The organism is Fictibacillus sp. 26RED30, assembly GCF_015903845.1.
GTDB lineage: Bacteria > Bacillota > Bacilli > Bacillales > Fictibacillaceae > Fictibacillus > Fictibacillus phosphorivorans.
This window is the reverse complement of sequence record NZ_JACZDV010000001.1, coordinates 786,637-799,735: the sequence shown is the minus strand read 5'-3', so window position 1 is coordinate 799,735 and position 13,099 is coordinate 786,637. Positions and strand designations below refer to the sequence as shown.

The following is a 13,099-nucleotide window of genomic DNA, read 5'->3' as shown; positions in this document are numbered from 1 at the left end:
AGATACAACTATTTTATTAAAACTGAGGTGGAAACCTTGATATATCTTGATTATGCAGCAACTACACCCCTGTCAGAATCGGCAGTGAATGCTTTTGTTCAAACTTCAAAGATGTATTTTCAAAACACAGAAAGTCTGCACGAGGGGGGCCAAGCAGCTCGTGATCTATTAGAACATGCTCGGTGTTCTTTAGCTGAGTTGTTAAATAAAGAAAGTGAAGGGATCTATTTTACAGGCGGGGGCTCTGATGGCAATTTTCTAGCTATTACTTCATTAGCGAATGGAGCAAACTATAAAGGAAAACACATTATCTCTTCAAATGTAGAACACCCCTCTATTGATTATGTGCTTAGATTTTTAGAGGAAAGTGGTTATGAGATAACAAGAATACCCATACAAAAAAATGGGGAAATCTCGATCCATACACTGCTGTCCTCAATTCGTCCAGATACTATTCTCGTCACCATTCAGCATGTGAACAGTGAAACGGGAATCGTTCAGGATATCAAAGAAATCGGTGAACATTTAAAAAATCGAGGTGTTTTGTTTCACAGTGATTGTGTTCAATCCTTCGGAAAATGGGAAAAAGACTATTTTCATTCTTTGAACATAGATGCTTTTACAATGTCTGCTCACAAGATAAACGGACCAAAGGGAACGGGTGCTGTATATGTATCACCATCTATTCATATAGCTCCTCTTCTTTCAGAAGTCACACATGAACGTGGATTCCGTGCTGGTACTGTTGATCTCCCATCAATCGTCGCATTCGTAACAGCAGCAGAAGAGGCATTCCTTTTACAGCAAGATCGCTATCTGCATGCAATTGACATGCGAAAACAACTAAAATCGTCTATACTTACAGATAGGAACATAATCTTTGAAGACAATGACGACAGCTCTCCATTTATTATTCCAATCCGCGCAAAAGGGATGGAAGGTCAAATCGTGATGCAAGAGCTGGATCGATTAAAAATCGCTGTTTCAACAGGATCAGCATGCAAGAACGGACAGCAAGCACCTTCTAAAACTTTACTGGCCATCGGAAGAACAGAAAGTGAAGCTCATGAATTGGTTAGAATATCGACCAGTCATCAAACCACTTCTGCAGAAATTGCTTTACTTGGAAAAGCTCTTATTGAAATAACAAATACATTCAGATCTGTTAGTGAGGTAATAACAAGATGAGCAACGATAAATTAAAAGGTGAAGACAGACGTTCGCAGCTCATAGCCTGGCTGATGAAAGCTGATAAGCCGCTTAGTGGTTCGATTCTCGCCACTAAAACGAATGTTAGCAGACAGGTTATCGTACAAGACATGTCACTTTTAAAAGCAAGCGGTGAGCCGATCATGGCAACAGCTCAAGGCTATATTTACTTAAAGAACGATTCAAAAAAACAATTCTCTCGTGTGATTGCAGCAAATCATTCTCCAGAAGAAACAACGAGTGAACTAATAACGATTGTGGATTATGGCGTTACAGTTGAAGATGTTACCGTTGAACACCCTGTTTATGGTGATATTAAGGCTTCACTTAAACTCTCCACGCGAAAAGATGTTGAAGATCTGATCAAAAGGCTTAGAGATACGAATGCTAGCCTTCTAAGTGAATTAACAGAAGGCATTCACATGCACACTCTCTCATCAGACTCAGAGGAGAAGCTCGATAAAGTTTGCGGTGCTTTAAAAGAAAAAGGATTCTTATTATAATTTCAAAAAAATCCCTAGCTGTATCAGCCAGGGATTTCTTTATGCGCCGGTTCCTACTACTTCCACTCGTTCTACCGTTTCCATACGGTTCAATGTGCTTAACAAGTCCTTCATATCTCCTTGAAGCATGTTCGTTTCAATCGTCAATGTAATATGTGCACGTCCTTGTAAGGGAATCGTCTGATTAATCGTTAATACGTTGCACCCTTGGGAAGCAACAACTGTTAACAGACTCGACAGGGCACCGGATCTGTCTTCAAGGTGAATGGATAGTGTTATAATTTTCTCTTTAACCATCGTATGAAACGGAAAGATCCCATCGCGGTATTTATAAAATGCACTTCTGCTCAATCCAACTTTTTCTGCAGCTTCTGCGACTGTTTTAACTTTTCCTCGATCTAAGAGAGACTTTGCTTCCAATGCTTTTTGCATAGATTCGGACAACACATCTTCTCTTACCATGTAGTATTGCTGATCATTTTTCATTTAGCTTTCCTCCGGTGACTTTCTTACCTTTATTATAATAGGATATACCTTTCATGTCTATCTCACACGGACATTTGTATAAATAAAGACAGCCTACAGAATAGGCTGCCTTCTTTTAATCGATAAATTCGAACTCATATTTTAGGATTCGAACAACATCACCATGCTCTGCTCCACGATCACGCAATGCTTGGTCTACACCAAGAGTACGCATTTGTCTTGCAAAACGCTTTGTTGCTTCTTCTCGAGAAAAGTCTGTCATCTTGAACAACTTTTCAATCTTCGGACCATTGATAACAAAAACACCTGCAGGGTCACGAGTAATATAGAAGCCAGCATCTTCTTTTTCGTGCTTATATAGAACCCTTTGTTGTTCTCCACCATCATCATGAATAAGAGGGAACTCAGGTGTTACTTCAAGAGTATCTGCTGTTGTGAAAAGCACTTCTCTAATACCTTGACGAGAAATCGCAGAAATTGGGAATACTTTTACGTCTTCTCCCACTTTTTCTTTAAACGTTTCAAGGTTTTCTTCAGCACCTGGAATGTCCATTTTGTTAGCTAGTACAATTTGAGGACGTTCCATTAAACGCATGTTGTACTGATTAAGCTCATCGTTTATTTTCACGAAATCATCATAAGGATCTCGACCTTCCATTCCAGACATGTCGATAACATGTAGGATAACACGTGTTCGTTCGATATGTCTTAAGAATTGATGACCTAGTCCAATTCCTTCGTGAGCACCTTCGATCAAACCTGGAAGGTCAGCCATTACAAAGCTTCTTCCATCCTCTACCGCAACAACTCCTAAGTTAGGAGTGATTGTTGTAAAATGGTACTCAGCAATTTTTGGCTTAGCTGCTGAAACGATCGATAAGAAGGTTGATTTCCCTACACTCGGAAATCCTACTAATCCTACGTCAGCTAAGACTTTCAATTCTAATGTTACTTCTCGTTCTTCACCTGGTTCACCGTTCTCAGCAATTTCTGGAGCCGGGTTTGCAGGAGTTGCAAAACGAGTGTTTCCACGGCCGCCTCGACCGCCTTTAGCGATGATCGCTTGCTGCTGATGATGTACGAGGTCAGCAATTGTCTCTCCTGTATTAGCATCTGTCACGACAGTACCTGGAGGAACTTTAACAATCATATCGTTCGCTTTTTTTCCATGCATGCCCTTAGACATACCATGTTCACCTCGAGGGGCTTTAAAATGACGATTGTAACGGAAGTCCATAAGCGTTCGTAAACCTTCTTCAACTTCAAAGATTACGTTTGCTCCTTTTCCTCCGTCACCACCAGCAGGACCACCGTCTGGAACGTATTTTTCACGGCGAAATGCAACCATTCCGTTTCCGCCGTCACCTGCTTTTAAATAAATCTTGACCTGATCGACAAACATTTCATTCTCCTCCTTCCATTAGGAAGTTAACTGAATATCAAAATAACACTTATTTTCCTGATTATAGCTTTCGATGAGTAACATGCTTTTATGTGTTGAAAAAATATTTCTCAATACTTCATACGTATCCTTCTCATCTGTTAGCATCCCTTGAAAGGTATAACAAACTCGAAGAGCTGCAGGATCAAATGTAACAGTAAGTGAGTATTCATCATAACCCGAAATGGAATTATTCAACACATCACATACTTCTTTCGTCGTATGTAACAATTCCTCTTCAAATAAGCTGAAATCCCCGCTTTCACCATTTACTTTTCCATACAATTTCACCGGATGCTTCAACCAGTTATATGTTAATAAGTACTCCGATAAATTCGGGGTTTTCAGGTTAGAGATTCTTGATTCTTCCCGTGATAGTTCAATAACTTCATTCATAATCTCTTTTGCCCGCTCTGTGCGGCCAAGTGATAGGTTTGCTTTAATAAGCTGTAGCTGGTTTAGCCAGTCATGCCTGGCGTGGCGCAAAAGATCGACAGTTGTCCATTTGTTTGACATCATCGCACTCCTAGCCTTTCCTTTTAATAGGGCTATACCTTACACCAACAAATTTAGCGCAGTACTTAATACTCTCATAAAGCAAAGAAAAAACTCTAACCAATCTGGTTAGAGTTTTCATCTCCCTCTTACGCTTCTTGCGCGATTGGGTAAACACTTACCTTTTTGCGGTCACGGCCATAACGTTCGAAACGTACAACTCCGTCTACCTTAGCAAATAGTGTGTCATCTCCGCCTTTACCTACGTTTGTACCAGGATAGATCTTAGTACCACGTTGACGGTAAAGAATTGAACCACCAGAAACGAATTGTCCATCAGCACGCTTAGCGCCTAGACGCTTAGACTGTGAGTCACGACCATTCTTTGTGCTACCTACCCCTTTTTTAGAGGCAAAGTATTGAAGGTTTAATTTAAGCATTCGTTGCACCTCCTTCATGTTCAGTCAATTTTATATACTCGCTGTATCCTTCTTCAATTGAAGCAAGGGATACAACCATGCCTTCCAAAAGCCACTGTGTTTTTTGATGTATAGAATCATTAAGATTACCCGGTACGGTTAACGTTAGAAAACCACCATCTTCATGAGTAGTTACTTCTGGCTCATAGCCGCAAAGCTTTTCTATCGCATTGATCGTACCGAATGACACCGCTGTAGCTGCTGCGCAAACCAAGTCTTGGCCATGTGGAGCATAATCAGCATGTCCTTCCATCGTAAACGAAAGTATGTCTTGATCGTTGTTCCTGTATATAGAAACTAGAATCATGAGAATTACCCGTTAATTTTTTCAATCACAACTTTTGTGTATGGTTGACGGTGTCCTTGCTTACGACGATAGTTCTTCTTCGCCTTAAACTTGTAGACAACCACTTTTTCGCCACGGCCATGTTTTTCAACTGTTGCCGTAACTGTAGCACCTTCAACTAAAGGAGCTCCTACTTTCAAGCTATCTCCACCTACCATCAATACATCCTCAAATGTTACTGACGCTCCAGCTTCAACATCTAGTTTTTCAACATAGATCGCTTGACCTTCTTCAACTCGAACTTGCTTACCACCAGTTTGAATAATTGCGTACATCAACGTGCACCTCCTCTTATACTCAGACTCGCCATCCCAGGTGTATATAAAATACTTAAAACCTGGTCTGTGCGGTTGGAGCGGGTGCTCCAAACACTAACGAAAAAAGGATACCATGTTTGGCACCCTTATGTCAATGTGAATCTTTTAACATCCTGATTCTTATTTCATCTATTTTTCCTGATTGTCTGACTGCCATTTCTCTGTTTGACGAACCGATAGATACAACCACTTTAATATCATGCTGTTTCTCTAAAAGTTTCAGCTTGTCAGGATTCTTTTTCAGCCATTCAGAAAAGTGTTGTGGCACTTCCATCCATAAAGCCTCGTCATCTTCGTATGTGTATTCTTTCATTATCCGATCCATCTCATAATACAACGTTTCCTGGCGCAGGATATACCCATCCATCATATGGCGATCGAACCTTGTAGCAAGAGTCTCAAGTAATGAAGGCCTTTCTTTTTTTCTAGTCATTTCAAACAAGCCCATTTTCGTAAAACCATGCAAAATCATGGTAGCAGAATCATTCTTTAATGCTTCTCGCATAACCTTGTTGATTTGTTCTTTGTCTTCGTTTGACTGCATCGTTATAAAGTCAATGACGATCATGCCGGCAATATTACGCAAACGAAGCTGTTTCATTATTTCTTTTGCAGCTATCTTATTTGCCTCAACAACAGTCTTAGACCGATCTTTTTTTCCAGTGAATTTACCCGTATTCACATCGATCGCTGTTAACGCTTCTGTCACATTAAAATAAAGCGAAGACCCATTCTTTAACCATACTAACGGAGAAAGTGCTTTTTCAATGTCTGTGTCAATTCCTAATTTACGAAAAAGAGGCTCTTTTTCATTGTACAGTTTAACAGAAAATGGATTTTGAAAGGAAGCCGCATACTCTTTGACATGCTGATACGTTTCATAATCATCAACTATAATTTCTTCTACGTTATGATTTAGCCATCTCTCTAAGAGTGGATAAAAAAATGGAGGTTGCACGATTAGATCAGGTGCTTTTTTACCATCTGAGCATTTTTGTACTTCGTTCAATTGTCTTCTAAGACTTTCAAGCTCTTGATTCATTTCGCGCTCAGGAAAATCTTCGCAACCTGTCCGAATGATCAGACCTTCTTGATTATTTATAACAGAATCTCCCCAGTCTTGTAGCATTGCGCGTTGAGATTCTTTTATCTTTTTGGATATTCCAACGTGAGGAGTGAATGGAAAATAAACGAGCAGATGGCCTGTAAACGAAATCAGGGCTGTTAATTTGGCACCTTTATCTCCAGTCTCTTCTTTAACGACTTGAACAAGTATCGATTCTCCTTCTTTAATAAGGCTTGAGATGGATACTTTCTTTTGTGCCTCACCAGAAAGTTGTTGATAAGCAGGCAAATCGTCTTTATGAAGAAAGCCGTTCTTGCTCGTTCCAATATCTACAAACACAGCTTGCATACCAGGCAAAACCTTTTGAACTTTTCCTTTATAGATGTTTCCTGTTAACGGACTTTTAGTCGGTCTATGGACCGCACATTCTATAAGTTTTTCATTCTCCATTAACGCTGTACGTTTTTCCATTCCTACTGCATTGATTACTACGCGCTGCATCGTTCCATTCACATCTCCCTGTTTTTTGCTCTGTATCCTATTCTAACGAAAAACTTTTCCAATTGCACACTCGGGAGAATGATTATGAAAATAAGCTTCTAAGAGTTGCTTTTCATTGATCGTAATAGGATTAAAATTCTTAATAACAATAGAATGGGAAACACCTTTTACCAAGTGATGAGTGACTTTTGAAAGTGACCATGTTGGAGGTACGATAATCGTACGAGTACCTTTTATGCTTGATTGCTGCATTCTGTTCAGCAAGAACCGTATGAACACATAATGTCTGCTGCGCCATTCAAGAATATGAGCTAAGCCTAGGAAAAGACAGATTACCCAAAGGTTCAAATGCGATGGCTGTAAAGAGAGCTGCCATGCACTGCCTATGACCAACAAAGCACCGGATCCTATTAAAAACTTCTGCTGTGCTTCTTTGAATGGAATCCATTTGGATACTAGAGCAAATAAAACTTTACCACCATCGAGTGGCCATATCGGAAGAAGGTTAAATAAAAATAAGGTAAGATTCAAAATAAAAAACCAATAAAAATCATTCGCAGAGATGAGGTTAGTCTGACTTAAGATATATGCGACTCCGGTAAGCCAAATGTGTTGTAACGGACCAAGAACAGCTACCCAAACCTCTTCGTGAATCGGACGTGTGCCATGTTCTTCAACTACGGCTGCACCTCCAAAAGGGAGAAGATCTATTCTTGAAACTCTCCAATTAAAAAGACGGGCACCAGCAAAATGACCCATCTCATGAATTAGAACGACGAAAAACCAGACGATAATCTCCCTAAAATGCCCCGTATAGACCGCACCGAAAATGACGACCCAAAAGGTGGGATTAATCTTTATTTTTCGTATGAATTCTATTATTATTTTAATCAATATCAATCACCTTGCTAGGATCAATGAAACTCTTGTCTTTTTTTATCGCAAAATAAAATTTACCGGACTTCCCATCCTTACTTCCCGATACTTTACCTAATCGAGTACCGCTTTCTACATAATTATATAGCTTAATGGACTTATCAATTTCCTTTAGGTCTCCATACCACGATTCTTGTTCGTCCGAGTGTTGAATGATTACGGTATAACCCAAGTCATCCTTTTTTCCAGCATAAACAATGTAACCACTTTTGGACGTTTCAACATCTTCCTCTTTGCCCGTTTCAATTACGATTCCCTTACCGTTTGTACTAAACGTCTCATACACCTTTCCATCAGCAGGAACAGCAAATACTTCACTGACTTCTTCCGTTTTCTTTTCTTTCTGCAACTTATCTTTTGGAAATAAAGCTAATGGTTTTCCGAACTTATCTTCATACCAATCTTTTGCTGCAGCAAACTGAAACTCATCTTGATATACATGTTTGATAAAGTTTTGCGCCTGAACCGTATGATCATTATTATGCTTAAATGCGATTCCTACAATTAAAAATAAGATAATGGAAAACATAATCTGCATTAACATAGCATGACGGTTGAATAGAGGATGAGATTTCTCCGGTTCGTCCCTGGATGTGATAACCGAGCTACTTTCTTTTGAGCTGCCGTTCTTAGAAATATTACCGTACTTCTTTCGGATTTCATCTGCTCTATTTTTCATAACCGTTCCTCCATTTTTCTCATATATGTACATCCTATGACTTGTCCGTTGGAGATATGAGTAAATGGTTTAGACGAATGTTGTCTTCAGATAAATTGCCCTTGAGAGTAAGTTGACTTCCGCTCCAGGTTGCGCGCTTTCCATGGGGCGACCGGTGAGCCTCCTGCCGCTTCGCGCCGTTAGGAGTCTCCACCTGACCGCTCGTCCCATAGGAGTCGGCAACCTTCCGCTCCAATCAACTTGCATATGTTGCAAAAGAAGAAACCCCAAAAGCTCCATATACATCTAGATTGAAATGAATGAAGCAACACCACCTTACAAGCTGCTCACAGTTCATGCTAAGAGAAAGCTCTTTCTTGTAAATTGCTCCTTGCACACCTAAGTGTAAGGTGGCCTCATTCAAGAACAAAGCCTGCGGGTTATAACTTTGCTAAAACATCTTTGAAAAATTGATTGGAGTGCAAGGTGCGAGACTCCTGGGGGATCAGCGGGACAGGTGAGACACCTAAGGATACAAAGTGTCGAGGTGGCTCACCGCACGCCCCCCGGAAAGCGAGCATCCTGGAACGGAAATCAACCACTTTAAAAATCTACTGTGAAATAAAAAAAAGCATCAGCTAGAAGCCGATGCTTATTTCATACCTAATAATGTTTTGATCTTTCCAAAGAAACCTTTTTCTTCTTCTAGTGACAGAAGCGGAACAGACTCACCTAAAATTCTTCTCGCAATATTCCGGTATGCGATAGAAGCTTTCGAGTCAGGCTGTAACGCAACTGGTTCACCTTTGTTTGCAGCTTTTATCACGTTCTCATCGTCGATCACGACTCCAAGAAGCTCGATAGAAAGCACGGAAACGATCTCATCAACATCTAACATATCACCGTTCTTAGCCAGATGATTACGAAGACGATTTACAATCAGTTTAGGCGGTTCCATATCCTCTTGTTCTAACAGCCCGATAATGCGATCAGCATCACGCATAGAAGCAGTTTCAGGATTGGTTACTACGATTGATTTATCCGCACCTGCAATGGCATTTTTAAAGCCTTGCTCAATGCCTGCAGGACAATCAATAATGACATAATCGTAATCTTGCTTTAATTCCTGAACGATTGTTTTTACTTGTTCAGGGGTAATGGAAGATTTATCTTTTGTTTGAGCTGCTGGGAGCAGGTACAAACACTCAAAACGCTTATCTTTTATCAATGCTTGTTTAAGTTTGCAGCGTTCTTCTGCTACATCAACAAGATCATAGATGATGCGGTTCTCAAGTCCCATCAATACATCCAAGTTTCTCAACCCGATATCAGTATCTACAAGACATACTTTTTTTCCAGAAAGAGCTAGAGCAGTCCCTAAATTGGCAGAAGTCGTCGTTTTACCGACTCCACCTTTCCCAGACGTTATGACTATTGCTTCTCCCATGCTTCATTCCCCTTTCTATAGCAAACTGTTCAGTTTCGGTCTTAATCGATGAACAGCACTGATTCGATCAATACGAATCTGTTTTTCTTCATTGGATATGTAAGCAAACTCCATCTCATTTCCTAGTTCGGGATAAGAGTCTGGTGCTCTATTAATATGGTGAGCAATCCTAAGTTGCGAAGGCTTCATTACGGATGCTGCAATGATCGCTTCTTCGTTACCTTTCGTGCCGCAGTGAGCGATTCCTTTTAGCGAACCGAGAATATAAATATTCCCTGTCGCCATCACAGTTGCTCCAGGATTTACATCGCCGACCAGAAGCAGGTCTCCTTGTATATCAAGAACCTGACCTGATCTGACGACTTTAGATACAGTAACAACTTGAGCATCTTTTCTCATCTCTTCGGCTTCAGCTTTTGTGATAACATCTGACTCAATATGATCTAGGATAAGATTTTCTTTTTGTTTAAGAACTTCTATTAACTTTTCTTCTTGTTCAGCAGTCAAATAACGGTTTCCTGCTTTTACTTTAACGGAAATTACAGGTCCGCTTAACATTTGGCTGCTTCCGGCGGTTAATTTATCATTAAGCTCCTCGACTAATAGATCGAAGGAACACTTATCATCCAACAATAAAACGAGGCCGTCTTTTGTTCCTTTAATTGTTACGTTGTGCTGGAGTTTTTGTACCATTGCCATTGTTCACCTCAACGTACTAACATTCGACAGCTAGGTCTAAATTCCTCTTTGCAAAAGTTAGTTTTCTTTTAGAGTATCCTTTATTTGGTTCAACTGCTTTACAAACGGATAATAAATGAGTATCGCAAAGAAACCGTTTAAGATGAGGGTAGGCAACAATCTTTTATACAGAAATACATCTAACATCTGAGTACTGATTCCTATAAGACTGTTCAAACCGTATACAAAAAACTCTAATATGGAAACCCCTACTACGGACAGAAGTAAAGTCACGATCAAGTTTCCAAATAAATACCTTGAAAAGATTGATGTAATATAGGCAGTAGCTGCCATAGAGAACAAATAAACACCAATGATGTCTGTATAGAGAAGATCAGTGAGCAAACCAAAAGCAAGTCCGTACAAAAGCCCGTATGTGGTGTTTACATACATGGCAACAAATAAGATTAATACCATTGAAAAACGGGGGACCAGCTGCCAATCCATACTATTATCATGAGGCAAGAAAGCTTGTACTAATGAACTCTCACTAATAAAAGCTAGATAGATAAGAAAAGGAAGAAAGACTTTTTTCATCATTCTTCCTCCTTTTCTCTTAAACTTTCATCCACTGCAGGCATTTCTCGTTCAAGTACCATCACATGATCAATATCATAAAGATCTGCTGAAGGCTTTAAATAAGCAGTTTGTGTCAATCCCACTTCATCTGGTTCAATATCAATTACTTCTCCGATGAGCAGGTTAGGCGGAAAGACATCTCCTAGACCAGAGGTGATAACCTTTTGGCCTTTCTTAATCTTTGCATCTACCGGAATCTTCTTAAACACCAAAGCTTGTTTTTTTGCATCATAACCTTCGATCGTTCCAAAGATGTTCTTCTCACCTTGAACGATAGCAGAGAAACGATTCGTACGATCATTGTCACTGATCAACTGAACGGTTGACTGAAACAAGGAAACATTCGTGACTTTCCCAATAAATCCTTGTGGTGAAATGACTGCCATCTTCGGTTTGATACCATCTTTTTCCCCTTTGTTGATGTAGATAAATTGATTCCACTGATCAGGGGAGCGTCCGATCACAGTACCTTCTCTCACTTTAAAATCGGTAAGATCTTCTTCTTTGTCTAATTGCGCTTTAAGTGTTTCGTTTGTTTTTTTAACTTCCTCATACTGTACATAAAGTTTTGCGTACTCATCTAACCTAGCTTTTAACATTTGATTCTCTTTGTAGAGCTGCTTCATTTCAGCTAAATTCTCAAAGAAACCCGCTAGTGTATTAGCGGGTTTATAGAAAATCGTTTGTGTTAGTCCTGCAGAATCTTTTAAAAACTGTTCAGGTAAGGTTAGGCTTTCCCTTTTTTTCATCGAAAAACCAATCAGAGCTACTAGAATGATAATGCTGACTAGCAGAATGATAAGGCGTTTGTTCGAAAAAAATTGTGGCATGAAAATACACCTACTTACTTGGATTTAGATCTAGAAGTTATACCAGCCTTGGATTTAAAGAGGTGCAGGTTTTCAAGCGCACGGCCAGTTCCAACTGCTACACAATCCAACGCGTTCTCAGCCACAATAACAGGCATCTTCGTCTCTTCACTGATTACTTTATCCAAGTTTCGTAATAAAGCACCGCCACCAGTTAAAACAATACCACGATCCATAATGTCAGCAGCAAGTTCTGGTGGTGTTTTCTCAAGAGTTACTTTAACGGCATCCATAATGCTATTAACAGTATCACGCAACGCACTGGAAACTTCTTCCGCCGTAATCGTAATCGTTTTTGGAAGACCTGTCAACAAATCTCTACCACGGATATCCATATCTTCAATTCCATCCGGCGCACCAGCTGAACCGACTTCTAGCTTAAGAGTTTCAGCCGTTCTTTCACCGATCATAAGATTATAAGTCTTCTTAATATAAGCAATGATTGCATCGTCCATCTCATCACCAGCAATACGGATTGACTGGCTTGTAACGATACCACCTAAAGAGATGATCGCAACTTCAGTCGTTCCTCCACCGATATCAACGACCATGCTGCCTGTTGGTTCCCATACAGGAAGATCAGCACCGATTGCAGCTGCAAAAGGTTCTTCGATCGTGTAAGCTTCACGAGCTCCCGCTTGTTTAGTCGCATCTTCAACCGCACGCTTTTCCACTGCAGTAATTCCTGATGGTACACATACCATGACATAAGGTTTACGTGCAAAAACAGAACGGTTTTTTTGGGCTTGCTGAATAAAGTATTTCATCATTGTAGCTGTTGTTTCAAAATCAGCAATAACTCCATCTTTCATAGGTCGTACGGCAACGATATTACCAGGAGTACGTCCAATCATATTCTTAGCAGCATTACCTACCGCTTCAATTGAACCTGTGTCAGTACGCAAAGCAACAACGGAAGGTTCACGCACAACAACACCCTTGCCCTTCACGTAAACAAGTGTGTTTGCAGTTCCTAAATCAATTCCTAAATCTCTTGAAAATCCACCAAACATTTATGTAGACTCCTTT

Annotated in this window: 16 protein-coding genes and 1 other annotated feature; of the genes, 2 read left to right on the top strand and 14 right to left on the bottom strand. The window is 40.0% G+C overall.

Features of this window, described 5'->3' with window-relative positions; all coding sequences use genetic code 11:
* Positions 1–36 precede the first annotated feature (36 nt).
* Positions 37–1,188, top strand: a complete 1,152-nt coding sequence (locus IHV11_RS03960) for an IscS subfamily cysteine desulfurase (protein WP_197193762.1) — start codon at positions 37–39, stop codon at positions 1,186–1,188.
* Entirely contained in the window at positions 1,185–1,712 is a 528-nt protein-coding gene (locus tag IHV11_RS03955; protein WP_197193761.1) for a transcription repressor NadR, read from the top strand. Before IHV11_RS03960 ends, IHV11_RS03955 begins: the two co-directional genes overlap by 4 nt.
* Before the next feature lie 39 nt (positions 1,713–1,751).
* Here IHV11_RS03955 and IHV11_RS03950 read toward each other — a convergent pair whose 3' ends face one another.
* The 14 genes from IHV11_RS03950 to IHV11_RS03885 form a co-directional block, all read right to left on the bottom strand.
* A complete protein-coding gene (locus tag IHV11_RS03950) occupies positions 1,752–2,198 on the bottom strand; it encodes an ACT domain-containing protein (RefSeq protein WP_137788756.1) in 447 nt (148 codons plus the stop codon).
* Positions 2,199–2,313: 115 nt separating this feature from the next.
* On the bottom strand, positions 2,314–3,600 hold the full coding sequence (gene obgE / locus IHV11_RS03945) for a GTPase ObgE (RefSeq protein WP_197131287.1): 1,287 nt from the start codon (positions 3,598–3,600) through the stop codon (positions 2,314–2,316).
* An 18-nt stretch (positions 3,601–3,618) separates the two neighbouring features.
* Positions 3,619–4,155 (bottom strand): Spo0B domain-containing protein, encoded by a 537-nt coding sequence (locus IHV11_RS03940; protein ID WP_171005400.1) that lies wholly within the window; start codon positions 4,153–4,155, stop codon positions 3,619–3,621.
* A gap of 128 nt (positions 4,156–4,283) precedes the next feature.
* A complete protein-coding gene (rpmA, locus tag IHV11_RS03935) occupies positions 4,284–4,574 on the bottom strand; it encodes a 50S ribosomal protein L27 (protein ID WP_066239506.1) in 291 nt (96 codons plus the stop codon).
* The gene (locus IHV11_RS03930) at positions 4,567–4,920 is read right to left on the bottom strand and encodes a ribosomal-processing cysteine protease Prp (protein ID WP_137788753.1); all 354 of its coding nucleotides are present in this window, start codon (positions 4,918–4,920) and stop codon (positions 4,567–4,569) included. The genes rpmA and IHV11_RS03930 overlap by 8 nt, the downstream gene beginning before the upstream one ends.
* Positions 4,921–4,925: 5 nt before the next feature.
* Positions 4,926–5,234 carry a 50S ribosomal protein L21 gene (rplU, locus tag IHV11_RS03925; RefSeq protein WP_066396525.1) on the bottom strand — a complete coding sequence of 103 codons (309 nt, stop codon included), beginning with the start codon at positions 5,232–5,234 and terminating at the stop codon, positions 4,926–4,928.
* A gap of 14 nt (positions 5,235–5,248) precedes the next feature.
* Positions 5,249–5,321: a sequence feature (ribosomal protein L21 leader region), on the bottom strand.
* 46 nt (positions 5,322–5,367) lie between these two features.
* Positions 5,368–6,843 carry an Rne/Rng family ribonuclease gene (locus IHV11_RS03920; protein WP_197193760.1) on the bottom strand — a complete coding sequence of 492 codons (1,476 nt, stop codon included), beginning with the start codon at positions 6,841–6,843 and terminating at the stop codon, positions 5,368–5,370.
* A gap of 42 nt (positions 6,844–6,885) precedes the next feature.
* Positions 6,886–7,737, bottom strand: coding sequence for a site-2 protease family protein (locus tag IHV11_RS03915; RefSeq protein ID WP_197193759.1), 852 nt, complete (start codon positions 7,735–7,737; stop codon positions 6,886–6,888).
* On the bottom strand, positions 7,730–8,458 hold the full coding sequence (locus tag IHV11_RS03910; RefSeq protein WP_197193758.1) for a M23 family metallopeptidase: 729 nt from the start codon (positions 8,456–8,458) through the stop codon (positions 7,730–7,732). The genes IHV11_RS03915 and IHV11_RS03910 overlap by 8 nt, the downstream gene beginning before the upstream one ends.
* Positions 8,459–9,089: 631 nt before the next feature.
* Positions 9,090–9,884 carry a septum site-determining protein MinD gene (gene minD, locus IHV11_RS03905; protein ID WP_197131308.1) on the bottom strand — a complete coding sequence of 265 codons (795 nt, stop codon included), beginning with the start codon at positions 9,882–9,884 and terminating at the stop codon, positions 9,090–9,092.
* A gap of 15 nt (positions 9,885–9,899) precedes the next feature.
* On the bottom strand, positions 9,900–10,577 hold the full coding sequence (gene minC, locus IHV11_RS03900; protein WP_197131311.1) for a septum site-determining protein MinC: 678 nt from the start codon (positions 10,575–10,577) through the stop codon (positions 9,900–9,902).
* Positions 10,578–10,640: 63 nt separating this feature from the next.
* The gene (gene mreD / locus IHV11_RS03895; RefSeq protein WP_197193757.1) at positions 10,641–11,162 is read right to left on the bottom strand and encodes a rod shape-determining protein MreD; all 522 of its coding nucleotides are present in this window, start codon (positions 11,160–11,162) and stop codon (positions 10,641–10,643) included.
* Entirely contained in the window at positions 11,159–12,031 is an 873-nt protein-coding gene (mreC, locus tag IHV11_RS03890; protein ID WP_197189526.1) for a rod shape-determining protein MreC, read from the bottom strand. The genes mreD and mreC overlap by 4 nt, the downstream gene beginning before the upstream one ends.
* Positions 12,032–12,045: 14 nt before the next feature.
* Entirely contained in the window at positions 12,046–13,083 is a 1,038-nt protein-coding gene (locus IHV11_RS03885) for a rod shape-determining protein (protein ID WP_137788747.1), read from the bottom strand.
* Positions 13,084–13,099: the final 16 nt, after the last annotated feature.

What these genes read in the sequence shown, in the direction of transcription:
- IHV11_RS03955 (WP_197193761.1), top strand. Translation starts at nt 1,185, where the DNA reads ATGAGCAACGATAAATTAAAAGGTGAAGACAGACGTTCGCAGCTCATA.
- IHV11_RS03950 (WP_137788756.1), bottom strand. Translation starts at nt 2,198, where the DNA reads ATGAAAAATGATCAGCAATACTACATGGTAAGAGAAGATGTGTTGTCC.
- obgE (WP_197131287.1), bottom strand. Translation starts at nt 3,600, where the DNA reads ATGTTTGTCGATCAGGTCAAGATTTATTTAAAAGCAGGTGACGGCGGA.
- IHV11_RS03940 (WP_171005400.1), bottom strand. Translation starts at nt 4,155, where the DNA reads ATGTCAAACAAATGGACAACTGTCGATCTTTTGCGCCACGCCAGGCAT.
- rpmA (WP_066239506.1), bottom strand. Translation starts at nt 4,574, where the DNA reads ATGCTTAAATTAAACCTTCAATACTTTGCCTCTAAAAAAGGGGTAGGT.
- IHV11_RS03930 (WP_137788753.1), bottom strand. Translation starts at nt 4,920, where the DNA reads ATGATTCTAGTTTCTATATACAGGAACAACGATCAAGACATACTTTCG.
- rplU (WP_066396525.1), bottom strand. Translation starts at nt 5,234, where the DNA reads ATGTACGCAATTATTCAAACTGGTGGTAAGCAAGTTCGAGTTGAAGAA.
- IHV11_RS03920 (WP_197193760.1), bottom strand. Translation starts at nt 6,843, where the DNA reads ATGCAGCGCGTAGTAATCAATGCAGTAGGAATGGAAAAACGTACAGCG.
- IHV11_RS03910 (WP_197193758.1), bottom strand. Translation starts at nt 8,458, where the DNA reads ATGAAAAATAGAGCAGATGAAATCCGAAAGAAGTACGGTAATATTTCT.
- minD (WP_197131308.1), bottom strand. Translation starts at nt 9,884, where the DNA reads ATGGGAGAAGCAATAGTCATAACGTCTGGGAAAGGTGGAGTCGGTAAA.
- minC (WP_197131311.1), bottom strand. Translation starts at nt 10,577, where the DNA reads ATGGTACAAAAACTCCAGCACAACGTAACAATTAAAGGAACAAAAGAC.
- mreD (WP_197193757.1), bottom strand. Translation starts at nt 11,162, where the DNA reads ATGATGAAAAAAGTCTTTCTTCCTTTTCTTATCTATCTAGCTTTTATT.
- mreC (WP_197189526.1), bottom strand. Translation starts at nt 12,031, where the DNA reads ATGCCACAATTTTTTTCGAACAAACGCCTTATCATTCTGCTAGTCAGC.
- IHV11_RS03885 (WP_137788747.1), bottom strand. Translation starts at nt 13,083, where the DNA reads ATGTTTGGTGGATTTTCAAGAGATTTAGGAATTGATTTAGGAACTGCA.